General features: G+C 61.0%; 18 protein-coding genes and 1 pseudogene. 5 read left to right on the forward strand and 14 right to left on the reverse strand.

Annotated elements, in window-relative coordinates; translation table 11 throughout:
* The first annotated feature begins 123 nt into the window (after positions 1 to 123).
* Positions 124 to 1471: pseudogene (locus QP915_RS04270) on the forward strand (IS256 family transposase).
* A gap of 518 nt (positions 1472 to 1989) precedes the next feature.
* Positions 1990 to 2862 carry an ATP-binding cassette domain-containing protein gene (locus tag QP915_RS04275; protein ID WP_284768226.1) on the forward strand — a complete coding sequence of 291 codons (873 nt, stop codon included), beginning with the start codon at positions 1990 to 1992 and terminating at the stop codon, positions 2860 to 2862.
* A 77-nt stretch (positions 2863 to 2939) separates the two neighbouring features.
* Here the strand turns inward: QP915_RS04275 and glmS are convergent, their stop codons facing one another.
* Both glmS and QP915_RS04285 read right to left on the reverse strand, forming a co-directional pair.
* On the reverse strand, positions 2940 to 4811 hold the full coding sequence (glmS, locus tag QP915_RS04280; protein ID WP_284765990.1) for a glutamine--fructose-6-phosphate transaminase (isomerizing): 1872 nt from the start codon (positions 4809 to 4811) through the stop codon (positions 2940 to 2942).
* A gap of 95 nt (positions 4812 to 4906) precedes the next feature.
* Entirely contained in the window at positions 4907 to 7711 is a 2805-nt protein-coding gene (locus QP915_RS04285; protein WP_284768228.1) for an FAD-binding and (Fe-S)-binding domain-containing protein, read from the reverse strand.
* A gap of 206 nt (positions 7712 to 7917) precedes the next feature.
* Here QP915_RS04285 and QP915_RS04290 point away from each other — a divergent pair, with 206 nt between their 5' ends.
* Entirely contained in the window at positions 7918 to 8751 is an 834-nt protein-coding gene (locus tag QP915_RS04290) for a dienelactone hydrolase family protein (protein WP_284768230.1), read from the forward strand.
* Positions 8752 to 8755: 4 nt separating this feature from the next.
* Here QP915_RS04290 and QP915_RS04295 read toward each other — a convergent pair whose 3' ends face one another.
* From QP915_RS04295 to eccCa, 11 genes are all read right to left on the reverse strand, one after another.
* On the reverse strand, positions 8756 to 9016 hold the full coding sequence (locus QP915_RS04295) for a hypothetical protein (protein ID WP_284768232.1): 261 nt from the start codon (positions 9014 to 9016) through the stop codon (positions 8756 to 8758).
* Positions 9016 to 10737 (reverse strand): hypothetical protein, encoded by a 1722-nt coding sequence (locus tag QP915_RS04300; protein WP_284768234.1) that lies wholly within the window; start codon positions 10735 to 10737, stop codon positions 9016 to 9018. The genes QP915_RS04295 and QP915_RS04300 overlap by 1 nt, the downstream gene beginning before the upstream one ends.
* Positions 10734 to 11048: a hypothetical protein gene (locus QP915_RS04305; RefSeq protein WP_284768235.1), complete on the reverse strand. Its 315-nt coding sequence runs from the start codon at positions 11046 to 11048 to the stop codon at positions 10734 to 10736. The genes QP915_RS04300 and QP915_RS04305 overlap by 4 nt, the downstream gene beginning before the upstream one ends.
* Before the next feature lie 112 nt (positions 11049 to 11160).
* Entirely contained in the window at positions 11161 to 12504 is a 1344-nt protein-coding gene (gene glmM / locus QP915_RS04310; protein ID WP_284768237.1) for a phosphoglucosamine mutase, read from the reverse strand.
* Between the two features lie 48 nt (positions 12505 to 12552).
* Positions 12553 to 12822 (reverse strand): toxin-antitoxin system HicB family antitoxin, encoded by a 270-nt coding sequence (locus tag QP915_RS04315; RefSeq protein WP_284768238.1) that lies wholly within the window; start codon positions 12820 to 12822, stop codon positions 12553 to 12555.
* Between the two features lie 313 nt (positions 12823 to 13135).
* Positions 13136 to 13669, reverse strand: a complete 534-nt coding sequence (rpsI, locus tag QP915_RS04320; protein WP_284768239.1) for a 30S ribosomal protein S9 — start codon at positions 13667 to 13669, stop codon at positions 13136 to 13138.
* Positions 13669 to 14112, reverse strand: coding sequence for a 50S ribosomal protein L13 (rplM, locus tag QP915_RS04325; protein WP_034668278.1), 444 nt, complete (start codon positions 14110 to 14112; stop codon positions 13669 to 13671). Before rplM ends, rpsI begins: the two co-directional genes overlap by 1 nt.
* A 405-nt stretch (positions 14113 to 14517) precedes the next feature.
* Positions 14518 to 14805 (reverse strand): WXG100 family type VII secretion target, encoded by a 288-nt coding sequence (locus QP915_RS04330; RefSeq protein WP_005322746.1) that lies wholly within the window; start codon positions 14803 to 14805, stop codon positions 14518 to 14520.
* Between the two features lie 69 nt (positions 14806 to 14874).
* Positions 14875 to 15189, reverse strand: a complete 315-nt coding sequence (locus QP915_RS04335; RefSeq protein ID WP_284768241.1) for a WXG100 family type VII secretion target — start codon at positions 15187 to 15189, stop codon at positions 14875 to 14877.
* A gap of 142 nt (positions 15190 to 15331) precedes the next feature.
* On the reverse strand, positions 15332 to 16456 hold the full coding sequence (locus QP915_RS04340; RefSeq protein WP_284768242.1) for a type VII secretion-associated protein: 1125 nt from the start codon (positions 16454 to 16456) through the stop codon (positions 15332 to 15334).
* A complete protein-coding gene (eccCa, locus tag QP915_RS04345; protein WP_284768243.1) occupies positions 16457 to 20176 on the reverse strand; it encodes a type VII secretion protein EccCa in 3720 nt (1239 codons plus the stop codon).
* Between the two features lie 154 nt (positions 20177 to 20330).
* Here eccCa and eccD point away from each other — a divergent pair, with 154 nt between their 5' ends.
* Both eccD and QP915_RS04355 read left to right on the forward strand, forming a co-directional pair.
* Positions 20331 to 21758 carry a type VII secretion integral membrane protein EccD gene (gene eccD, locus QP915_RS04350; RefSeq protein ID WP_284768245.1) on the forward strand — a complete coding sequence of 476 codons (1428 nt, stop codon included), beginning with the start codon at positions 20331 to 20333 and terminating at the stop codon, positions 21756 to 21758.
* Complete coding sequence (locus tag QP915_RS04355) at positions 21758 to 22906, forward strand: S8 family serine peptidase (protein ID WP_284768247.1); 1149 nt, start codon at positions 21758 to 21760, stop codon at positions 22904 to 22906. The genes eccD and QP915_RS04355 overlap by 1 nt, the downstream gene beginning before the upstream one ends.
* Here QP915_RS04355 and eccB read toward each other — a convergent pair.
* On the reverse strand, positions 22896 to 24182 hold the full coding sequence (gene eccB, locus QP915_RS04360) for a type VII secretion protein EccB (RefSeq protein WP_284768248.1): 1287 nt from the start codon (positions 24180 to 24182) through the stop codon (positions 22896 to 22898). The genes QP915_RS04355 and eccB overlap by 11 nt on opposite strands.
* Positions 24183 to 24184 lie beyond the last annotated feature (2 nt).

Here is a 24184-nt window from a genome sequence, read left to right on the forward strand (position 1 = left end):
ACATGAGGAGATCATGGCCAGTCAAGAAGTGGGTCATTCCACGTGGTTCCGATCCTGTATTCCCATTATCAGCGTCAGGAAGTTTGTGTGTGAGGCTCTGATCTAGAAGGAGTTTCACCGATAATGACTACAGTGTCACCGAAGAAAAACCATGACCCGGCGAGGGTCAACGAGATCAGCGAGAAGCTGATGGAAAATTCTGAAATCGCCAGCTTGATTAGCGAGCTGTCGAGTTCCGCTGATGATGCAAGCGAGCTGGTCAAAGGCCTGCTGCAAGCATCAATCAACGCTGGCCTTAAGGCGGAGATGGATGCGCACTTGGGCTACGGCCATTCCGACCGCAAAGCGAAATCCCAGGTCGAAACCGCACAGGAGAATAATCACCGTAACGGGTCGTACACCAAGACCGTCAATTCTGGCTACGGCGCAGTTGAGGTGACCGTGCCCAGGGATCGTGCCGGCACGTTTACTCCCCGGATGGTGCCCAAGGGTGCACGTCGGCTCACAGAACTCGAGGACATGATTATCTCGCTCTACGCCGGTGGGATGACCGTGCGCGATATCCAGCATCACCTCGCGACCACCCTTGGGGTGGGTATGAGCCCGGATACGATCAGCACCATTACCGATGCGGTGTTAGACGAGGTCATGATCTGGCAAAACCGCCAGCTCGACGATTTTTACCCGGTGCTCTTCCTCGACGCGCTACGCGTGAAAATCCGTGACGGCCACCGCGTGGTCAACAAGGCTTGCTACATGGCGGTTGGTGTCGACATGGACGGCATCAAGCACATCCTGGGACTGTGGATCGCCGACAATGAAGGAGCCGCATTCTGGGCATCGGTGTGTGCGGATCTGGCTAACCGCGGTGTCCAAGACGTGTTCATTGTGTGCTGCGACGGGCTCAAAGGCTTGCCGGAAGCCGTGGAGGCAACCTGGCCGAATTCCATGGTACAGACCTGTATTGTGCACCTGATTCGGGCTGCGAACCGGTGGGTGTCCTACCAGGACCGCAAAGCAGTCTCCCGCGCGCTGCGTGAGGTCTACACGGCTGCAAACGAGGACACCGCACGTGACAGCCTGGATGCTTTCGACGCCAGTGAACTGGGCCGGAAATACCCGCAGTCGGTCAAAGTCTGGCGCGACGCTTGGGAGCGGTTCGTGCCGTTTCTGCAGTTTCCGCCGGCGGCACGCCGGGTGCTCTACACCACCAATTCAATCGAGTCGCTGAATGCTGAACTGCGTAAAGCTACCCGCAACAGGGGCCAATTCCCGAACGATACCGCGGCGCAGAAAACGCTGTGGCTGATGATCTGCAACATCGAACAAGCGTGCCGCCCAGCGAGCGAAGAAAGCAAAGCGCAACATTGAGTGCAACGGCTATATTGAAGGAGCGAAAGCCACCGGGTGGAAACAAGCCATCAACCAACTAGCCGTGGCTTACCCCGACCGATTCGCGGACTACTTGTAAACCACCCCCCGCACACAAACAATCGGACACCCTCACTTAACCGGATATGGCACCCAGCTTCCGTAGCTACGGCATAAGCCGCGGTAAGATGCATCCCACATCTTTTGGCGGCTTGGTGTACTGACAGTCCGCTTCGGACTAGCTCCACAAGCTGGAAAGCCTGGCTGCCGCGGCGATCAACTCGTTTGGCTTTAAACACGACTGGCAATCCAAAGGCATGGCAAAAATTCAAAGCATGCCCGTAATGACAACCAAGCTCACCAGCCGCCGAACGGACACTACGCCCACTGCCAACCAAGGCAACTAAGCCACGACGATCCGACTCAGACAACGAATGAAACAGGCCGACAACCCCAGACACAACAACACCCTCCTAAGGGAAAGTGTTGCAACGACCCTCTGAACTCAAGGCTTGAAACTGTTATGCTATTGGGAGCAATTGTTGTCGGTGAAAGGAGTAGGCAGTGCTCATCCGTCGTGTTTTTGCGTAAAACACTAAAGGAAGAACGGATTTAAGCATGCCTATTTTATTGAACGACCTTTCCCTAGTATGGCCCGATGGCGCAACCTGCTTCAGTGGCCTAAACGGTGCCTTTTCTGGCCCTTTAACTGCGCTCATTGGGGATAATGGTGCAGGAAAGACAACTCTGTTAAACGTCATCCTTGGCAAAATCTTGCCTACTGCTGGAAAGGTGGAAAAGCCGGAATCGATAGCGTACCTGCCACAAGACCTTGCTTGGAATGAAAATGATGTAGTAGCAGACATCTTCGGTGTCACCCAAGTGCTCGCGGCGATTTCCGCAGTCGAAGCCGGTGAGTATGAACCAGAACTTTATGAGTTAATTGGGGAGCAATGGGACGTCGGTGAGCGCATTGCCGCTGCCCTTTCCGCCGCCGGATTGGATATCCCGTTGGACCGCCCTATCAAAAGCCTCTCTGGAGGTGAAGCGGTCCGCGTCGCTTTGGTGGCGGTGTTCTTGTCCGAGCCGGATTTCATTATCCTCGATGAACCGACCAATAACCTCGACGGAACTGCTAAGAAGCATCTGAAAGATATGTTGGTAAATGCCGCGGCGCCGGTGCTAGTGGTAAGCCATGACAAAGACCTGTTGGATGTAGTTTCCGAGGTAGCGGAATTGAGGGATGGGAACCTACGCTTCTTCCAAGGCAACTATTCCGACTACCTAGCCACGATTAATGCAGAACAGGAAGTAGCTCAAAAAGCAGTATCTACCGCCAAGGCGACTTATAAGCAGCAACTCCGCGAACGACAAGCAATGCAAACACGGATTGCGCGTGATGCGCGCCGTGGAAAGAAGTTCGCGGAGTCGAAGCGCAAACCAGGCATGACGATGAAGCTTGATAAGCAGCGATCCGAAAAGCTTCAATGAAATGCAAAAGCCCCCTTCCCCTCCCACGCAAGAAACGCGGCAAGTAAGGGGGCTTAACTAGTACCGTTCGGCGTGGATTACTCCACGGTCACGGACTTGGCCAGGTTACGTGGCTGGTCCACGTCGTAACCCTTGGACTTTGCTACATGGGCGGCAAAAATCTGCAGCGGCACGGTGGCCAGCAGCGGCTGCATGAGGGTCGGCGCCTTCGGGATGCGGATGACGTGGTTAGCGTAATCCTCCACGGCGGTATCGCCTTCTTCCGCAATCACGATGGTGATGGCACCGCGGGCGCGAATCTCCTGGATATTGGAGACAACCTTGGAATGCAGGGAGTCGCGGCCGCGCGGAGACGGCACGATGACGAAGACCGGCTGGCCTTCCTCAATCAGTGCAATCGGGCCGTGCTTGAGCTCGCCGGCGGCAAAGCCCTCGGCGTGCAGGTAGGCGATCTCCTTGAGCTTCAGCGCACCCTCAAGAGCTACAGGGAAGCCGACGTGGCGGCCCAAGAAGAGCACGGATTCCGCATCTTTCATGGAGTTGGCCAGGTTGGCCACCTGGTCCTCTTCGTCGATGACGTTTTGGACCTTGTCCGGCATGTGGCGCAGCTCAGCGAGAACGCTCTGGATTTCATCGGCAAACATGTTGCCGCGCAGCTGGGCCAGGTAGAGGCCGAGCAGGTAGGTGGCGGTAATCTGCGCCAGGAAGGCCTTGGTGGAGGCCACGGCGATTTCCGGACCGGCGTGGGTGTAAAGCGCGGCATCGGATTCGCGCGGAATGGACGAGCCCTGGGTATTGCAGATGGCAATAACCTTGGCGCCCTGCTGGCGGGCGTGACGCACGGCCATCAGGGTATCCATGGTCTCGCCAGACTGGGACAGTGCGACAACCAAGGTCTTTTCGTTCACGATTGGATCGCGGTAACGGAACTCGTGGGCGAGCTCGACCTCGGTAGGAATGCGGCACCAGTGCTCGATGGCATAGCGTGCCACGTGGCCGGCGTAGGCGGCGGTACCGCAAGCGATGACGATGATCTTGTCGATGGACTTCAAAACGGTCTCATCGATGCGCAGATCATCGAGAGTCAGCTGGCCCTGTTCGTCGAAGCGGCCGAGCAGGGTATCGCGCACAGCGGCGGGCTGGTCGTGGATTTCCTTTTCCATGAAGGAATCGAAGCCACCCTTTTCGGCAGCGGCGGCATCCCACTTGATTTCAAAAGGCTTGCCCTGTGCAGGGTTGCCCGCATAATCGGTGATTTCTACCTCGTCAGCGGTGATGGTCACGACCTGGTCGTTGTCCATCTCCACGGCGGACTTGGTGTAATCGATGAAGCCGGATACGTCGGAGCCGAGGAAGTTCTCGCCCTCGCCCAGGCCGATAACCAGCGGCGAGTCACGGCGAGCAGCAACGATGCGATCGGCCTGCTCGGCGTGGATGGCCAGCAGGGTGAATGCGCCCTCCAGGCGGGAGCAGGTCAGCTGCATTGCCTTGGTGAGGTCACCAGCGGCCTCGTTGTGGAAGACATCGCCCAGCAACGTAGCGGCAACTTCAGTGTCGGTCTCGGAAACGAAGTTGTAGCCCTTGTCCAAAAGCTCGGACTTGAGCTCGGCAAAGTTCTCAATGATGCCGTTGTGCACCACGGCCAGCTTGCCGCCATCGACCACGTGCGGGTGCGCATTCAGGTCGGTGGGGCCGCCATGGGTAGCCCAGCGGGTATGGCCAATGCCCAGCACGGAGTCTGGCAATGGGCGGGCCTCAATCTCAGCATCCAGCGCAGCGACCTTACCGGCCTTCTTGCGCCAGCTGATATCCCCATCGGCGTACATTGCTACGCCAGCGGAGTCATAGCCGCGGTATTCCAAACGGCGCAGCCCTTCCAGAACTACGTCGAGGGCGAAGTAATCACGGTCACCACCAGCGTGACCAATATATCCAACAATTCCACACATGGTTGCTGATTTTACAGCACGTGGAAGAAACCTCTAGGCGGGCGGGGCGTCGGCAAGCGGGGCATAGTGCCCCACCCGCTAGTGCACTGGGAAAACTAGCGCGTCGCCTGCTCCAAAAGCTCCAGAATGTGGTGATAATCCTCGCCGGTAGCGCGGGTCAGTCCGAGCTCGCAGGTGCGGTTGGTCGAGGCATGATACTGCGCCCCGATTTCCTTGACTTGCGCTGCTTCGGCGCGCGTTGCGGCGTCGGTTAGCTCCGGATGCAACATGCCGCGGTCGCCGGCATAGCCACAGCAATTCCAGTCAGTAGGAATGTGTACCTCGGCCGCGGCAGCGCGGGCTACCTTCTCCACGTCTTCCATCATGCCCAGCTGGAAGGCAGAGCAGGTGGGGTGCACGGTCACGGAGGCCGCCGGATTCTTGACCTCGAGCTGCGGCAGGAGGGTATCGGCTGTAAAGCTAATGGCGTCGATGACGGTAATGCCCACCGACTCCAGCATGTCCTTAAAACCGGCAGTGCAGCTGCTGGCATCCACGATGACCGGCAGGCGCGCACCATCGGTGGCCTCCATGACGATATCGCGCACGCGCTGTTCCATTGCATCGTGGCCGGCCTGCATGCCCTTAGAAGCCCATGGGGTGCCACAGCAGAGCTTGTCGATGCCCTCCGGAACCTCCAGCGCTACCCCGGCGCGCTCCAAGAGAGCCACGAAGGAATCGGTAGTGCCCTTGCCACCGCCCTGCGGGCCAAACATGGTGTTCACGCAGGCAGGCAGGTAAATGCCGGTAGTCTGCGCGTAGCGGTCACCCACGCGCCCGGCCAAGCGGCCACGGGACTTGCCACCCTTGCCCAGCTCCGGCTGGTACTGCGGCAGGTTATCGGTGCCAATGAGGCTGCGGCCCACGTCGGTGACCTTCTTGACCAGCTCGGTAGGCAGCAGGTGCGCGCCGGTCAGCGCCAGCCCGGCGCCTTGGCTAACGACCTGCCAGTTCTTGGCGGCAGCGCCCCACAGCTTTTGCTGCGCCGGCTGGGCTTCCTCGCGGCGCAGGCGCTTGATGAACTTACCGGTATCGATGCCCACTGGGCAGGCGGTGCGGCACATGGAATCCACCGCGCAGGTCTCGATGCCCATGTATTCATAGGCCTCATCCAGCTCGGCTACGAGCTGGCTATCGCCGGCTTCTTCCGCGCGCTTGCGGGCGCGGCGCACCACAATGCGTTGGCGTGGGGTCAGCGTGAGATCGCGCGACGGGCAAACCGGCTCGCAGTAGCCGCACTCCACGCAGCGGTCCACTTCCTCTTCCACGGTGGGGTTGAGCTTGATGTTTTTGATGTGCGCGTCTGGGTCATCGTCCAAGATGACGCCTGGGTTCATCGTGTTGGTGGGATCGCAGGCCCGCTTGAGTTCTTGCATGACCGCGTAGAGTTCGTCGCCGTACTGGCGGCGTACATACGGCGCCATGGCGCGGCCGGTGCCGTGCTCGGCCTTGAGGTTGCCCTCGGCCGAGAGAACCAAGTCCACCATGCCCTCGTTGAAGTCGTTATACCGACCGATGGCGTCATCGCCTTCAAAGCGGTCCGTGAGCAGGAAGTGGATATTGCCGTCCTTGGCGTGGCCGAAAATGACGGCATCGTCATAGCCATACTGAGCAAAGAGTTCCTGCAGGGAAGAACAGGTATCAGCCAGGTCCCCCACGGGCACGACGATATCTTCCAAAAGCGCGGTTGTACCGGACGGGCGTGCCTCAGCGACTTGGGCATACAAGCCCTTGCGGAAGCTCCAAGCCGTATTGCGCGAAGCGGTATCGGCCGAGAAGGCGGCTGGCGATTGCAGCGGCAGCTCGCGCAGAAGCTGCGAGCCCTTGCCTTCCTTCTCTCGCAGTTCTTCTTCCGCGTCGGCGTGGTACTCAATGAGCAGTGCGGCCTGCTTGTCCACATCGAAACCGGTGATGGCCTGCGGGACCTTGTCAAAGCCTTGGCCGACACGAATGGAGGCAGAGTCCATCAGCTCCAGGGTGGCCGCCCCGGTATCCAGGAGGGCAGGCAGCGACCTGGTGGCAGCGGTGAGATCATCAAAGACAGCCACCGTGGTGGTGGTCAGCTTGGAAATGGGCACGGTGCGGAATACCGCCTCAGCGATGAAGGCCAGGGTTCCCTCCGAACCGATGAGCAGGTGCTCAAAGAGCTTGACCGGGCTATCAAAATCTAGGAAGGAATTGAGGCCATAGCCCATCGTGTTTTTCAGCTGGAAATGGCGGCGGATAATGTCCACGGACTCCTGGTTATCGCGCACGCGGCGCTGCAGGCGGGTCAATGTGTCCACCAGCTCTGGTTCCTGCTGTTGGAACTGCTGGTCCGCGTCCGCATCGGCGGTATTGATCACGGTGCCGGTAGGCAGCACAAACGTTAGCGATTCCAGAGTGTTATACGTATTGAGCTCGGTACCGCAGGCCATACCGGAGGAGTTATTGGCCACCACGCCACCGATGGTGCAGGCAGATTCACTGGCCGGATCCGGTCCGAGCTTGCGATTGCGCAGGCCCAGGCGGGCGTTGACCTGGCGCACCGTCGCGCCGGGCTGGACGCGCACGCGCTTGCCCTCATCCAGCACCTCGATGCCGCGGAAGTGCTTGCGCACGTCCACCAGGTAGCCATCGCCGGAAGCCTGGCCGGCAAGGGAGGTACCGCCGGAGCGCAGGGTGACCGGAACATTCTGCTGCCGGCCCGCGCGGAAGATGGCGGCCACGTGTTCAGCCGAGCGGGCCTCAATGACTGCCTTGGGGGTGTACAGGTAGTGCGAGGCGTCGGAGGCATGTGCCACGCGGTCAATGACCTCGGTCTTTACCTCCATCCCATAACGAGTAGAAAGTTCTTCCACATCAACGACGCCGGTAGTCATGTACCGCAGCCCGCCTTCCCAAAAATAAAAAGAGTATGTAGTTGCCCACACATTGCACTCCCCTACACACAGGCGCGCAAGTTAGGAGGGGCTTAGGAAAGCCTTTCCACCACACCCGTGGCTCGGCGGGATACTGCGCAGACATTTCTCAGATAAACCCGCACCCTTTCCCGCCTAGCGGGTGATCTTCCTCTATCCTGGAATGCGTGTCTGCGAATTTGAACAAACATCTAGCAACGTTGTCGAAGCGCGGTCGCAACCGAGTTTTGGTTGGCGACCTTGACTATGCCGGGGTTACCGGCAAGGTCTATACCCCCGCGGAGGGCCAAAGCCTGCCTGCCGTGGCCTTTGGCCATGACTGGATGCACAAGATTAAGGATTACCACGCTACCCTGCGCCACCTGGCTAGCTGGGGCATCGTCGTGGTAGCCCCCGATTCCGAAACCGGCCCCTTCCCCAACCACCGCAACTTGGCCGCAGATATGGAATCCGCACTGCAGATTGCCGCTGGGGTAAAGCTTGGCGCTGGCAACATTACGGTCTCCCCAGGCAAGCTCGGCATGATTGGCCACGGCATGGGCGGTGGCACGGCCGTGCTTGGCGCCTTGGATAACCAGAAGGTCGCCGCCGTCGCCGCCATTTACCCTTCCATTACCGCGCCGTCTGCGGTGCAGGCAGCCCGCCGCATTACTACCCCGGGCTTGGTCATTGGCGCCGGCCAGGAAGACATCTTCAATGCCGGCAACCCCGCCAAGCTGGCCCATAACTGGAATGGCCCAGTCTGCTTCCGCGCCATCGACAAGGGCAGCCACGCCGGCTTTACCGAAGATCGCCTGCGCAAGCTGGCCATCGGCACCGCCGCTTTCCAGTCCGGCCCCACCGAAATCGCCCGCGGCTTGGTCACCGGCTTCCTACTGGCCACCCTAAACGGCGATTCCACCTATGACGCATTTACGGATCCAGAGGCAAGCGCCAAGAAGGTCCAAAGCCTCGTAGGCGAAGACTTGGCCGAGCGCGCCGGCGTCACCCGCGACGCCTAAGGTATTAGCCCCGCCGCAGCACAGATTGCACCTGCCCCGACGCGTTCCTTGAGCGTGCCGGGGCAGCGCCATATCGAGGCCTTGGCGCCGTCGCCGCTTGCCGACGCCCCACCTGCCCCTTCTCCCTTCGCACCTCCTGCATGGCCTTATCCGCGGACTTTTCTAGCTCGTCTTGCGCTTTCGCCAGCGTTTTTTCAAATTCCAGCAGGCGTTTAGCCGTCCTTTCCCGAAAGCCCTGCGCAAATTCTGCGAAGTCGTTATTCATTACCACTGACCTGCCTTTCGTGCCTTAATGGTTGGTTCTTCTGGCGCGGGTGCCGCCTCGTGCTGCGGCGCTGGCGCTTCTTCTGGAGCCGGCTGCGGTGCCGGTGCTGGTTCAGGAGCTGGGGCTGGGGCCGGTGCCGGTGCCTCCGCTGGACCGGCCGCCTGGAGGTGTGCCACCTTCTCTGGTGGCGGCGTTGGTTCCTCTACCTGAGACAGCTCAGGAGGCGGCGCCATTACACCATCATCGCCTGTTGGCTCCGGTTCGGGCTCGGGCTTAGGTTCTGGGCAGGGCTCAGGCTCAGGGACGGGGTCCGGTTCGGGCTCTTGCACTGGGCAATCCGCCTCGGACATGTGCTCCAGGCACTGCGCGGCGCCTTCCACAATGAGGCCCACGCCTACCAAAGCGATTCCAGCCCCCACCATGCCGAGGCTGCCACTGCAGGAGGATTCAATTTCACAGCCTTCTGAGCTGGTTTGGGTCGTTTCCACACAATCTTCGGTACTTTCAGCGGTACTTTCCGGGCAGAGCGTTTCCTCGCCTGCGCCCGATTCAGAAGCGGGTTCCGTATCCATGTCTGGTTTAGGTTTCGGCTCTGGCTGAGATTCAGGTTCCGGGCACGGCTCTTCTACTTGCTGTGGCTGTTCTGGCGGCTCCTGCGGCGGAATGATCTCCGCCTGTGCCGGCCGGGTGATCTCTACTTCGCGCTGGGGCTGTGATGGACGCTCGGTAAATGATTGCTCGGTGCACTCATTGCAGTGGCAGCCCGCACCGTGTTCTGCAGTGGTCTCCGTGTGCACTTCCGTCTTGGCTGCAGGCTCGGGCTCGGGGCATTCCTTTGGCAGGACGGGTGGTGGCGAAGGAGGCGTCGGCTGTGGCGGCGTGGAAGTCGTCTGGCTCGATTCTTGCTTTGAGTCAGGCTCCGGCATGGGCGTGGGCTCTGGTAGGCACTCCACTTGGGCCGGCTCGGTGGGCTGCGAGGGCGGGGGCGGGCATTCTTCCTTCGGCATCGGCTTAGTGGGAGTAGGAGTCTCCGGGCATTGCTCTACCGGTGCGGGGCAGGCATCATTTGTAGGTTTAGCCGGCGTCGGGCATTCTTCTGGCAACGGGCGCTCACAGACGCACTCGCAGCGCGATTCAAACTCGTTATAGCAGGACTCAATCGCATCATCGCGGTCGCGGCAGGTGCTAGCGATATTGTGATTCGTCTCTTCGATAACGCGCCCGCCAATGGTGGAAAGAATCGGGATAATAAACCTGGCCAGCGGGTGCTTGGTGGCCACCATGGACAAGATATTCAGCAGTGGGATGACCGCAGAGATGAGCTCGGTAAGGGCGGTGTCGGAGACATCGACGACGTCGGCAATAACGCCCGAGCACTGCTCCGCCGAACTGGTGAGATGAGCGGCATCCTGGCGGTCAATGTCGAAGTCTTCCTGTACACCGCATAGGTGCTCGCGCATAGCGCCTTGGGCAACCTCGGAATCATCCTGCTGCAAATAGCCCGCTAGTCCAGCCCCGCCTCCCTTCGGGCGGTTACCGCCTACCGCCGCAACGGTGTTTTTCACCAAGTTTTCGGGCGCGATGCCATCCACTGCACCGACTAACTCCCCCAGTAGGTTCATCGGCATGCTGGGGCCCGGGTAGTTTCCCAAGCATGCGAATTGGAATTGGGAAATCGCGTTGGAATAGTCCCCCAGCAGGGATTTTGTCAGCGTACTCACTTGCTGTCCGCCTCCCCGCCGCGCGCAAAGGAGCTGCCGAAGGACTCATCACAATCGGCAAAGGCGCGCACCTGTTCATGGGCGGCGTGGGCGGTGGCGGATAAATTATCCAACCTCTGCCCGCCGCGCTCATGGATGCGCGCCAAGACATCACGGATGCGCTCACCGTGGCCGCCAAAGTTGCGTCCAGCCGCGGCCACCGAAAAATCCGGTACCTCGGCCTGGTGGGCATCGCGTTGTTCGTCGTTATCGGCTACGACCTGCCGTAGTGCGGACATCGCCTCCAAGGGGCGAAGAAAAACCTCAGACACTGGTGTATTCCCCCAAATCCATATGCGGTAAAAGTTCTCACCTTCATTGGACTGGGGATTGCGCCAAATGGTTCCCTAGGATGCCAAAATTCTTCCGCACCCGGCGGTCGCGCTAGACCGAGGAAACGATGGCGGAAAGCCTCCCGGCAACCTTGCGTGCCTGCTCCTTATCGGCAGCCTCCACCATGACGCGGAAAACCTCCTCAGTACCGGAGGGGCGCAACAGGACGCGGCCAGTTTCGCCGAGTTCTTCCTCGGCCTGGGCAATGGCTTCTTGTACTTCGGGGGCATCCATGATGACACCCTTATCAGAAACCGGCACGTTAATGAGCACCTGCGGCAGCACGGTCATCACCGATGCCAATTCCTTTAGGGACTTCCCGGACTTGGCCATGCGCGCCATGATGGACAGGCCAGTAAGCGTGCCGTCGCCAGTCGTGCAATCATCCGGCAACACCACGTGGCCGGACTGCTCACCGCCCAAGGAGAAATCGCCGCGGTTAAGCTCTTCCAGAACATAGCGGTCGCCTACTGCGGTGTGGCGCACCTCGATGCCTTGTTCCTGCATGGCTAGCTTCAGGCCCAGATTAGACATGACGGTTGCTACCAGAATGTTATAGCGCAGGTCATTATCCTCCTTCATGCCTACGGCCAGCAGTGCCATAATCTGGTCACCGTCCACAACATTGCCCTCGGCATCCACAGCCAGACAACGGTCGGCGTCGCCATCGTGGGCCAGGCCCAGATCGGCGCCATGCTCGACGACGGCCGCCTGTGCCTTTTCAATGTGCGTCGAACCGCAGTCCTCATTGATATTGAAGGCATTCGGCTTGTTGTGGATAGCAATAACCTCTGCGCCAGCCGCCTCGTAGGCGATCGGAGCAACCTTGGAGGCCGCACCATTGGCGGTGTCTACGACCACCTTGATGCCGCTGAGGTCGGTGGAGACCACTTCCTTCAAGTGGTTGAGGTAGCGCTCGCGTCCGTCCGGGGCCTCCGAGATGATGCGGCCCAGCTTGGTGCCGGTCGGGCCATCCTCAGTGAGGTTTTCCATGGTGGCCTGAATCTGATCTTCTACCTCGTCCGGTAGCTTCTTACCGCCAGCGGAGAAAAACTTGATGCCGTTGTCTGGCATTGGGTTGTGGGAAGCGGAAATCATCACGCCGAGATCCGCGCCATAATCATCCGTCAGGTAGGCAATCGCCGGCGTCGGCAGCACGCCCACGCGCACCACGTCCACGCCGCGGGAAGCCAGACCGGACGCAATCGCTGCATCCAGCATCTCGCCAGAAACACGCGGGTCGCGGCCAATAATGGCCAGCGGCTGGCGCTCGTAGGACTCACGCTTGGCGGTAAATACCTCCGCAGCGGCCTGGCCTAGTCGCAAGGCCAGAATTGGGGTCAGCTTCTTGTTCGCGAGGCCGCGAACGCCATCGGTTCCAAAAAGTCGAGTCATGCGGTCAATTATGCACTCCTGTGCCCATCGATTGCATGTTGGGGCGGTTTAGGCGAAGACAAACTTCTGGTTAATCAATGCGTTGAGTGAAATTCCTCCCGCCCTTGCTTCCATCACTAGCTTGCGATGCAGCGACGGAGAGGTTCGAACGTTGAATTTTCCCGAATATGAACGAGCCCCCAACGGTTGTGGGATGACTTCCCCTGAAACCTGCGTATCTTCTACTACTTCCGCGACCAACTTCAGAAGCTCCTGCTCTACACAGCTACGATCAGAATCCAGCCACGATAGTGAAGGAAACTCGGCAACCGTCGCCACAAACTCATTATCCTCTTCAGACCAGAAGACTTGATAGGTGTATTTGCTGACGTCCTTCTTTCATCTTCTTTCTTGCTGGGTTTGTAGTTTTTGTACAGCTTTAAGAAGTTCCGAAAGGCGGCGTTTGCTGGGCTTCTTTTCATTTTGGCCAAGATTTCTTCTACACTGCTCCCCGCATTTATGCAGTACCACTTATAGTGCTGCCATGTAGGGGTATCTTTCTCCTCTGCCGAAGCTCAAAACGACGAAAGCCGCCACTTCCCAAAGGAAGCAGCGGCTTTGCGTAGCGCTTGCGCGCGCAGTAAAAGCGAGATTAACGCTTGGAGTACTGTGGTGCGCGACGTGCCTTGTGCAGACCGGCCTTCTTACGCTCAACTGCACGGGCATCTCGGGTGAGCAGACCAGCCTTCTTGAGGGCGGTGCGGTCAGCTGGGTTGTAGATGTTCAATGCACGAGCGATAGCCAGACGCAGGGCGCCAGCCTGACCGGTTGGGCCACCGCCGTTAACGGTGACCTTGAGGTCGAACTGGTTCTCGCGCTCCAGGAGGGTCAGCGGCAGCAGGATGTCCTGCTGGTGCAGCTTGTTCGGAAAGTACTCGCCGAACTCGCGGCCGTTAACCACAATCTGGCCGGAGCCAGCAACGAGGCGAACACGTGCGACGGCGCGCTTACGGCGACCGACGGTCTGGATCGGGCCCTCGTGTACCGGAGCGGCTGCCTCGACCTCTTCGGTCTCGGCCGGTGCGATGGAATCACCGATGGTGTTGGTGAACTCTTCGGTAGCGGCGCTTGCTGCAGCGATGTCAGCAGCGTCGGCTACGTTGTTGTCGATGTTCTGCTCAGCCATTACTGTGCCACCTGCTTAAACTCGAAGGTTTCCGGCTTCTGGCCGGCGTACGGGTGCTCTTCGCCTGCGAAGACGTGCAGCTTCTTGATGGAAGCGCGGGAGAGCTTGTTGTGCGGCATCATGCCGGCAACGGATTCTTCGATAACGCGAACCGGGTTGGCGTCCAAAGACTGACCCAGGGTCATGGACTTCAGGCCGCCCGGGTAACCGGAGTGGCGGTAGCGCATCTCGCGGCCGCGCTTGGTGGAAGAAACGTGGATCTTGTCAGCGTTGATGATGATGACGTGGTCACCAGCGTCAACGTTCGGTGCGAACTGTGGCTTGTGCTTGCCGCGCAGCAGGTCTGCAACGGTGGAAGCGAGCTTGCCCAGCACCACATCAGTAGCGTCGATGACGTACCACTTGCGGGTGATGTCACCGCTCTTTGGGTGGAAAGTAGACAATTTGACTCCTTGAAAGTCTGTCTCGGAACTGCCGGCCAGCGCTAAGCATCCATTCACTCCCGTACAGCGGCCGGTGGAGACCTGCAGGGAGCGCTTCGACAGCTGCTTGCCGACGAGCGAACACATAGGTTTCCTACCCTACTTGCTCACCTGCCCAAAGACCAAAACACCGAAACCGGCACCTTCCGCGGCTCAAACGGGAGGTGCCGGCTCGTGGGTACGGACTAGAAAGGTACGACTTCAAAGAGTGGAAGGGATAGCAAGAGAAAAGAACTAGAAAAGGAGTACTCACGCTGGTTTCTTGGCCAGGGCTGCGGCTGCGTCCGCCTCCTGCCACGCGGGTGTGGTCAGTGGCACCGCAGCCCCGACGGAGACAGCGTGGAACCGTGCAAATAGAGTGTGGATTTAACCCCAGCTTGCGGCAGCGCGACGGTTGACGTCGCTCATTGCATCATTGCCCTGCGAGACGGTCTTGGAGATGGTGGCGAGCACGGTGTTGAGTTCCTGGGACGCCTTGTCCCACTTGGCCTGTGCTTGGTTATAAGCCACGGCGGACTCGCCTTCCCAGGTGCTCACCATGGGCTGAAGGCGCGCCTTCAGGTCTGCCAGGGTGCTGTTGATGCGACCAGAGGTGGCGTTGATATCGGCTGCAGCGGAAGAAATGGCACCGAATTCGTACTTGATCTCGGACATGTGGTGATGGATTCCCTTCTGTGAATCTATAGCTTTTGGGCTGTGCAGTAGTGAAGTGTGCGGTGCGGTTTAGAGCGTGAGCCCGCCGCCCACGCTGGAGAAGGCTTGGGTGTTTTCTGCTTCCACGTTGTCGAAGTTGTGGGCGTTGCTGCGGATATTGTCAGAGATAGAGGCCAAGGCCTCGCGCAGCTGCTGCGCAGAGGTGTTGTAGCGCTGCATCAGGTCATCGAAGGAGACCTGCGCCTGGCCGGCCCAGCTGCCGCGGACGGAGTCGACGACGCCCTGCAGGCGGGTGAGCTCGCCCTGGACTTCATCGTTGGTGTTATCGACTTTGCCGGCGGTGGCAATCATGACATCGGCTTGTGTCTTGAAAGTCTGAGACATAAGAGTGCGCCCCTCCTTAGGGCGGATGAGATTGTGTGTATTTCCCCCGAAAAAGCAGCTGTGCTTCGCATCTGTGCTTTCTCACTTTTATTGGACTGAACTTTCCGCCAAACGGTTCCCGGCTGGGGCAAAGTTTTTAAGACTACTTTTTGACCAGGCTTTCCGTGGCCATGCGGCAGGCCGCCTTTTGAACGGCGTTGGAGTTATGCCGGGTATGGCACCCCACGGACATCTGGTGCCCACGGTCTTCCCAGGTAGTCCATTCCACCAAGGAGCCGTCCCCAGGGTCTTCGGTATAGGTCAGTCGCCCGGCCTCATCGGTGGCATCGCGAAGCGCCGGATCTTCGTCAACCTGCGCGTGAATTTCTTTAAACAGGGCATCCGCCGGCACGTTAAACATCTCATCCGCCGCCAGCAGGATGCGTAGGTTCGGGTCTTCCCCAGTGGCGGTGACCAGACCATCTTCTACCTTGGTGTGGAACCCACTGGGCACGACTACTGACATTCCCTCCACGTCTAAGCGCTTTTCACCTGGGCTCAATTCGTCACTGCCGGATTCCGGCGCACCAGTAGTACCCGGTGGTGGCGAGGCCGGTGCAGACTCCGCTGCACCATCGCGGCTTGGCTCGGCGGCGCGGGGTTGCGGGCGCGCGGTATCCGAAGCGGCGTCGCCATCGCCTGAAGCTTGGGCACCGATAGCCCACCAAGAGGCTCCGGCCACGGCGATGATGACCACGGCAATTGCCACATGAAAGATATCGATAGCTCCGAGCCAACCGCGCAGGCGGTCGGTCCAGCGTGGCGTTACCAGCTCGTCGTAGGCAGGCGCCTCCATCACCGTAGTGGGAGGTGCCGAATCAGTGGCTTCAGTAGCCGAGTGAGGGGGCGGACCGAGTAGGTCCGGAGCGGCTAGTGGGGAGAGGGTTGGTTCTGGATCGATGAGGCGCACACCCGTAACTTCTAATTGCCGGCAAATGATGGTGGTAGCTTCCTGCGCAATGTCCGTGCCGGAAGAGTCTGCCACCACGCAGGCTTCTACGTCGGGCCAAGACGGTCCCGCCATCTTGGATATCTGATCCATGACTTGGCCTAAGGCCCAGCCTTCCACAATGCCGGTTCCCGGCAGGTCATAGCGGTAGACCGTTTCGGGGCCTTCAAAGATGGTGGCCGCATCTAGGATGGTGATGGTAATGGGGACGGCGGTGGTCTCCCCACCAGTAGGGATCGGGGTCTCGGTTGGCGTATGCGGACTGAGATTGGTGCTCATTTACTTCTCTCCTTCTAGGTACACCGCTTGGGCGACGCCAAGGTTTTCACCGCGGATGCTCCACTGACCGCGGCCGGGTGGTTGGTGGCAGGGCTTGAGTCCGAAGATGGTTCCTTCGTCGCGGTCGGCGTCGAAAAGCAGCAGTGCCGGCTGCAGATCGCGCACCGCGGAAAAGAATTGGCCAAAGAGGGCACGGCCGATGCCACCGGATTTGCGAGCGATAACAAGGTGCAGGCCAATGTCGCGGGCATGGGGAAGCAACTCCAATAGCGGCGAGAGGGCAATATCGCTCAGCAGGTCCGCATCATCGATGACTAGGTAAATGTCTGGGCCCTGCCACCAATCGCGTGCGGCGAGCTGCGCCGGGGTGATGTCCGGGCCAGGCAAGCGAGATTCCAGGGTCCGGACTGTATCGACAATGGTCTCTTGTGCGCTCGACTGCGTCGCGGCATAGGCCGCAACCATGTTCTGGTCCAAGGTTCCCAAGTGGGCTCGGCGCTGGTCGATGACCACAAGGCGGGCGTCTTCCCGCGCAAAAGCACTGATCCCCCGCATTATCTGCGCCAGGAAGGTGGATTTACCGCAGCCCTGCGCGCCTATGGCCACTAGGTGCGGCTCGCGCGACGGATTCCAGGTCAGCGTATCGAGGTCGCGCCCGCCGATGCCCCAGGCGATCTCGCCAGTGGGCACGCCCCCTTGAGCTGCGAGTGCGGACGGGGTTAGCACGGCGGGCAGCATCTTGAGCTGTGGAACTGGGTCAGCCGCAGCATGCACGCGGCAGATATGGGCGATGTCCTGGTTGGAGGTGCGAGCTAAGAGCATATTCTCACCGGCCAAGGTGAGCCCGCGGCCCGGAGCGCTGGGGAGCTTTTGCTGTAGTTTGCGGTCGATGAGCGAATCCAAGGCCTCGCCCAGGCGCAGCTCGAGGCGGTTGGCAATGAGATCGCGGATAGCCGGGCGCATCGTGGTCCACCGCGAAGTGGCAATGATGACATGCACGTGGGCGGAGGCGCCATCGGCGACGATCTCGGTGACCTTCTCCGCTATGTCTTCAAACTCGGCATTCGAGGTACCGATGTGGTGCCAGCCATCAATGACAAGGAAGGTTGCGCACCCTTCTGGGCGGCGGATAAAGCCAGCTACTTCGTCGACGATGCGCCGTACCTTTTCGCCCTCCTCGCGCCCGGCAACTCCGGCCACGTGGGGCAGTCGTTCTAGGGACGATAGCTGACCGCCACCAAGATCGATGACGTAAAAGCGTGCTGCCTGCGGGTCATGCTGTAGAGCTAGCGCAGAGACGATCGTGCGCAGCGCACTCGATTTTCCGGACTGCGGGCCACCACACAGGGCCATGTGTCCGCCGTGCTGGGTGAAATCAATACTCAGCTCATCCTGGCGTTGGTAATACGGCCTATCGATGATGCCGATGGGCGCACGCAGCGGCCCTTGGTCCGCTGTGGGCGAGACTGCACCCGCGTCATCTGCACCGGAAAGCCCCGGCAACGCGGATAACTCAATGACCGGCGGTAGCGGCGGCAGCCAGATGCGGTGCGCCGATTGATCGCGCATGTGGGCCTCTTCTGCTGCGGCGCGCACGACCTCGGTAAGCACAGTGGTGGAGTCATCAAGAACCACCGCAGCGCTAGTATTGTCCTCTTCCTGGGACCAGCCTTGAAAGAGCTGCACCCGGCCTCGGGTTGGGGCTGGGTGGTCCACGGAGGCGTCGGCAAGCGCCCGGCGCGGCAGGGGCCCGGACACATAGGAAGCTTGGAAGCGGGTCAAGGCCTCGGCATCGGATTTGAGGTAGCCCGCGCCGGGCTGGCCGGGCAGGTGGTAGGCATCGGTCACGCCCAATACCTGGCGGGATTCCGCTGAGGAGAAGGTTTTCAGGCCGATTCGGTAAGACAAGTGGGAATCCAACCCCCGCAAGCGACCTTCTTCGAGCCTTTGGGAGGCCAAAAGCAGGTGCACGTGGAGACTGCGCCCCAAGCGACCGACGGCGACGAAGAGTTCCGCGAAATCCGGGTGCTGGCCCAAAAGCTCCGAGAACTCATCGACGACGATAACCAAGGCCGGCAAGGGCCCATGCTCACGCACGGCGGTAGCAGAAGCGTTGTACTCACTGACATTGGCAAAGTTTCCGGCGGTGCGCAGCAGCTCTTGGCGCCGGTTCATCTCGCCGGAGATGGCATCGTACATGCGCTCTACCAGAGTAGATTCCTCCTCCAGGTTGGTAATCACCGCGGAAGTATGCGGCAGGCGGTCACAGCCTAAGAATGTCGCGCCGCCCTTGAAATCCACGAGCACGAGGTTAAGCTCGTCCGGACTATGGGTAGCCGCCAGCGCGGTGACAAGGGTGCGCAGCAGCTCGGATTTGCCGCTGCCGGTCGCACCAATGCACAGTCCGTGCGGGCCCATACCGCCGTGGGCCGATTCCTTGAGATCCACCGTGACGGGCTGACCCACCGTATCGATACCGATGGGCACCATGAGACGCGCCGACCCCTCCCGGCCATGCCACATGCCACTGGCCGCTAACTCTTCCACATCGCGATAGCCCAGAAGGCCCATAAGGTCACTGCCGCGCCGGCCAGAAGTGCTATCGGGGCGGCGGTAGGAGGCCATACTGCGCGCAAGCAATGTCGCACCGGCCGCACTCATTCCGTCGGGAGAACCAAGGTCTTCCACCCCTGCCGCGGTGACCACCTGCAGCTGCTCCCCAGCCACGAGGCTTAGGCCTTCGTGCTCAGCGCGTACCCCCAGCGCCGAAGACGGCGCCCCACCAACCTCAATGATGGTGGTATAGGAATCATCGTGGAAAAAGTTTTCGGTGCCCGTGGTCAGCACGCCATCGACTATGAGGATACGAAAGCGCGCCTTTTCCGGTGTGCGCGCATGGGGCAGCCACTTCAGCCACTCCCACTGGCCGCCGATGGCCTCGATACCGCAGGTTTCCGGGCCATGCGCCAACGCCATCTGCAGCACCATTGCGCGCACCAAATCGCGGGAGGGATCTGCGGGCTCTTCGCCCCGAGTCGACGCTATTCCGGATACGGACAAGAAGCGAAAGGCCTGCAGTTGGATAACCACCGGCATATCGGGCACAGTGCCCACCGCCTTAATGGTCTGGCGCATGCTTACCGCACACACCGGGTCCAGGTCTTCAGTGGCGCCGGAATCCGGCACGTTGATGGGGGTGCACAAAGTCGTTGGTCCAGTTCCCACGCGTACCTCGAGGGCGTCCGAGTCATCCGGGCCACGCTCCCACATGCGGCGCGAGCCGACTAGAGTGCTAAGTTCCACCGGTGCCGGGTGGCGATAGCTTTCATGTGCACGCTGCGCCGAGGCATTGCGCAGCGCCTTTTCCCGCAAGGCTTTGATGTGGCGCAGGTAAGTGCGCCGGGTTTCATCCGGATCCTGCCCGCTGTTATTGGGCCCGAACATCATGGCCATGCTCGCCAGCATCATCAATGGAAACATCAAGGCCATCGGGCTAATCTGCCGGGATTCCCCAGCGCCTAACACCATGAGGGCGACCATTCCGAGCATCGCCGCAATCATCACCACCGGAAGCAACAGCCGCACCAGCGGCACCGGTTGCGGGCGCACCGCCTCCGGGACTTCCTCCGCCTCGATGCTGCCGGTGGGCAGCGGCGGCGCAGCATCCCGCAATGGCATGGTCAACGGCTCAATGACGCGGGTATCCCCGATCCCAAGCATGCCTAAATAACCTCCCCCGAGCCACGCGCCAAGCGCCCTTGGCCCCCTGCCAAGATTCCCCGCGCTGCGGTGGACACGTCGCCACTAGTAAGCCACAATATGTGGCATTGGGCAAGGGGGACGCCCACAATCCATACATTTTTCGGGGGACATCATGACTACTGCAACGGCGCATCATCTGCGCCTTACCGTTCGCATTCATGCCGGCGCCTTCCACAAGGAGGCGGACGTGGCGCTACCGCTAAGCTCCAGCGTGGGAGAGCTTTTGGCGGAGATCACTGACTTGGTGGATGCGCCCACCATTTCTGAACCCTGGCGCGCCAGTACAGTCTCCGGCCGCGCCATCGATCTCACTGCCCCGTTGGCTGCCACTGCGCTCACGGAAGGCTCCATTCTTGTTATTAGTCCGCGCGAGCGCCGGCCTGCACCGGTGATTCGGGATGCAGCGGAATCGCTTGCCGCCACGGCTGAGGAGGATACTACCGCCGCCCTTCCCACCATCTGGGCATGGGCAGGGCTCCTTGCCGCCTTCGCCCTAGTGTGGGTTAGCACCCTTCCCCTAGCGGCGTGGGCGGCCTTGACCGCTGGAGCCCTGTTGCTCGCCTTGTGGACCCGTGCCCTATCACTGGTGCACCTTAGCCTGGTAGCTGGCATGGCGTGTGGCTGGGTGGTGATTTCGCCCTCGCTTGGCGAAGCCCCCTTTGCCGCACTCACCGCCTGCGTCGCCCTCCTCATCGTGCTGCTTGCCTGCCATGTCACCGGGTTGAGCACGGTTCGCACTACTGCCGTGGCACTCACCGTCTCAGTGCTGTTGTTGGTCGCGGCTTTGGGCTACCTGCTGCCCGGACCAGGGACGGGTCTCCAGGGCAGCCACGGTACGGCGGCCGCCGCCTGCGTGGTGATCGCCGGCATTATCCTGCTGGCCGCAGCTCCTGCGCTGACCGTTGCCACTGCTGGGCTCAAAGTCCCGCAGCTGCCCACGGCCGGCCAAGACCTCGCGGTTTCTGACGCCGTCCAGCCGGATGTCGATATCCGTGCCCGGCGCGCCGGCAGCGCCTATGAGGGAATGTGCTGCGGGTTGTCGCTCTGTCTCATTCCGGCCCTAATCGCCCTCTCGCTGACGGGCAGTGGTCCGGCCTTGACGCCGACTAGCGGTGCGCCCGATTCTCTCGCCGAGTACGTTGCGGTGCTCTTTGGCGCTGAGCACACCGGCGTGGGCTTCGTCCAAGCACTCTGCGTGACCACCGCGGGTGCCGTCGTCCTGCATGCCGCCAGGCACGGTCGTGCGTTGGCTAGCTGGGCCCTGATGCTGCTGGCGATGACCGCCTGTCTCGCTACGTGCTTGTGCGCTACCCACGCGGTGGCGGATTCCGGGCTTGCCGACGCCTGGGCGCCAGTCCTTGTTGCCTGCCTGGTCCTCCTCGCCATGCTGAGCGCCCCGCTGTGGGCGCCCAAGGTGGCCGGGCTCGAGCCCACCACCATCGCGTGGTTTGAGCGCATAGAATCCCTGGCCATTGCCGCTAGTCTGCCACTGGCCGCGCACCTTGCCGGTGTCTTCGTGCTCATTAGGGGGCTGGGATAATGCGCGTGCTACCTACCGCCTTAGTAGTTGCATTCGCTGCGGGACTGACTGCTGCACCCTACGCGGCCGCGCGCGAACCGGACCGCGAATGCGCCGCCGCGCATTCCTCACCGCTTTCGCCCCAACCAAGCGAGGAGCAGCTAGACTACCGGGCCCGTCTACATTCCTTTGCTACCGGGGAAGGCGTCAAAGTAGCCGTTATCGATACTGGCGTGGCCCGTCACGATCAACTGCGACATCTCAGCAATGGCGCGGACCTTGTCGCGCCAGAGGCCCCAGAGCCGCATCGCGATTGCGACCTGCACGGCACCGTCGTGGCTGGTGTCATTGCCGGTCACGATATCGGTATCGCCCCGCGAGCAGAGATTTTCGCTGTGCGCCAGACCAGCGCGCACTACCGCCAGGAAGCCGAGGACAGTACCACCGGCTCGCTGGAAACCTTGGCCCGCGCCATCGATGATGCTGCCGCTGCCGGTGCCCGCGTCATCAACATCTCCGTTGTCTCCTGTGTCCCTCCAGATGTGGCCGCGCAGGTCGATACTTCCCGATTGGATCGCGCTTTGGCGCATGCGGAAGATTCCGGCGCCGTGGTGATCGCTGCATCCGGCAATGCATCATCTGGCAGCTGTGAGATGGGTGACCGCGTCTTTCCGGCGGATTCGCCCACGGTGCTCTCAGTAAGCGCCCAAGCAGATTCGCACGAACTCGCTGACTACTCCCTGAACTCGGCCGACGGACCCCAGCTTGCTGCGCAGGGTTTCATCCCGCTTGCGCTCAACCCCGCGGGTGGATGGGCCGATGGTAAGGAAGGCACGGACGGAATGGCTCAGTTCCATGGCACTTCCTTTGCCGCGCCGGTGGTCAGCGGCACCGCTGCCCTCTTGGCACAGCGCTTTCCCGACGATAGCCCGGCCGTCCTCCGCAAACGCTTGGAGGACGCCGCAGAACCGGGACACGGCTTCATCGACCCACTCACCGTGCTCACTCACGTGGAAGCGGGCCCGGACGTCGATAGCCGGGTTATGACCATCCGCCCCGCCGACGAAGGCGACTCGCGTGCGCCCACACGCAGTGCCTGGGTGCTGGGTGGGTTAGCGCTGGCGCTTGCCGCGTGGGCGGTGTGGCGCGGGCTACGGCCTAAGAACTAACCTGCAGAGCCTGCTCACGGTTGAGCGCGGAGCCTTCCGGCAGCAAGCGCAGGATCTCCCACGGCACCTGCGCGCCCACGCCGGTGCCAAGGGCTTCCAAAGTCTCTTTGTCCTTGACCTCGTGCCGCTGCCCCGTGGGTGACACCACGTGATAGCCATGGCCGCTGTCTACGCCTACGCCACCGGCGTTGAGCCCACCAAAGCGATGGGCCACCGACTCACCTGCCAAGGCGACGGTGCCTGCTTGGGCAGGTACCACTACCCCGCCGCCCTCGTTAGCAGCGCACATCCAGCCATCGTCCGGGCTTAAGAAGCGGAAGGACGTGGAGGGAAGGTTGAGGTTTAAGGGGGCGTCGGCAAGCGCGGCAATCTCCTGCGGCGTGGCTGTTGTCTCCTTGGCGCCTACGCCTGCGAGCATCTCCGCCTGCGGAGGCGTGAGCTCCGCTACGCCCTCGGCCGTACGCGCCCACAGGCTCTGCCCAGTATCGACAACCTCGGGCGGATCGGCCGGAAAGTTCAGCGGTGGCAGCTCCGCAAAGGCATTGAGCAGCTCGGGCGGCACGGGCCAGGTGTGGGTGTCATCGTCCACGCCCATCGCCCGGCGCACGACGCGCCCTTCGGTGCTGGAGGAATCTGGCAACGCCACGCGGCCTTCCTCTGTGATAAGCCACTGCGTGCCCTCGGATTCCACCAGTGCGGCGCGCTCCTCACCGAGGCTTTTCTGCTCGGGCTCAGCAAGGACAATAACCTCCTGCGACGCTACTTGGTGGCCGCCGATGCTGGTCGGGTTTTCTGTAGACGGCGCCTCATCCTTGCCGGCCAAACACGCTACCCATCGCCGCTGGGGATTCTCACCTGCCGCCGCGAGGTACCCAGGGGCGTCCGAGATACCCACCGGTGAGCCCAGTAGCGCTTCTTGCAGGTGCTCATCCCCAATGGTCTGCGCCTCGACCGCCTGCCCGGCGATTATGCGCGCCGACGCCAAGTTGAAGACTGGGTGGTAGGTGTCGTTGACATCCACAAAGAGCTGGCCCTGCTCCGAGCGCACAATCGGCGCATCACCCGGCTGCGGGCTCGGCTGCAGCCATGCCAACATACCAGAGCCCACCGCAAGGAAGGCGACGCCGACCCCGCCGAAAAGGAGCGCTTTGCGGCGCCTAGCCAATGGATCGTGAATCATGCGGATATCGCCTAAGACAAGCCCATGCTCGACGCGGCGGCGCAAGAATTTATGGCCCGATACCTGGGCCTTGGTAGTAGGCAGCGGACGTGCCATGA

Source organism: Corynebacterium sp. MSK158 (assembly GCF_030229085.1).
Taxonomy (GTDB): domain Bacteria; phylum Actinomycetota; class Actinomycetes; order Mycobacteriales; family Mycobacteriaceae; genus Corynebacterium.

Coding starts and splice junctions, on each gene's coding strand:
- QP915_RS04275 (WP_284768226.1), top strand. CDS start 1,990: ATGCCTATTTTATTGAACGACCTTTCCCTAGTATGGCCCGATGGCGCA.
- glmS (WP_284765990.1), bottom strand. CDS start 4,811: ATGTGTGGAATTGTTGGATATATTGGTCACGCTGGTGGTGACCGTGAT.
- QP915_RS04285 (WP_284768228.1), bottom strand. CDS start 7,711: ATGACTACCGGCGTCGTTGATGTGGAAGAACTTTCTACTCGTTATGGG.
- QP915_RS04295 (WP_284768232.1), bottom strand. CDS start 9,016: ATGAATAACGACTTCGCAGAATTTGCGCAGGGCTTTCGGGAAAGGACG.
- glmM (WP_284768237.1), bottom strand. CDS start 12,504: ATGACTCGACTTTTTGGAACCGATGGCGTTCGCGGCCTCGCGAACAAG.
- rpsI (WP_284768239.1), bottom strand. CDS start 13,669: ATGGCTGAGCAGAACATCGACAACAACGTAGCCGACGCTGCTGACATC.
- QP915_RS04330 (WP_005322746.1), bottom strand. CDS start 14,805: ATGTCCGAGATCAAGTACGAATTCGGTGCCATTTCTTCCGCTGCAGCC.
- QP915_RS04335 (WP_284768241.1), bottom strand. CDS start 15,189: ATGTCTCAGACTTTCAAGACACAAGCCGATGTCATGATTGCCACCGCC.
- QP915_RS04340 (WP_284768242.1), bottom strand. CDS start 16,456: ATGAGCACCAATCTCAGTCCGCATACGCCAACCGAGACCCCGATCCCT.
- eccCa (WP_284768243.1), bottom strand. CDS start 20,176: ATGCTTGGGATCGGGGATACCCGCGTCATTGAGCCGTTGACCATGCCA.
- eccD (WP_284768245.1), top strand. CDS start 20,331: ATGACTACTGCAACGGCGCATCATCTGCGCCTTACCGTTCGCATTCAT.
- QP915_RS04355 (WP_284768247.1), top strand. CDS start 21,758: ATGCGCGTGCTACCTACCGCCTTAGTAGTTGCATTCGCTGCGGGACTG.
- eccB (WP_284768248.1), bottom strand. CDS start 24,182: ATGGCACGTCCGCTGCCTACTACCAAGGCCCAGGTATCGGGCCATAAA.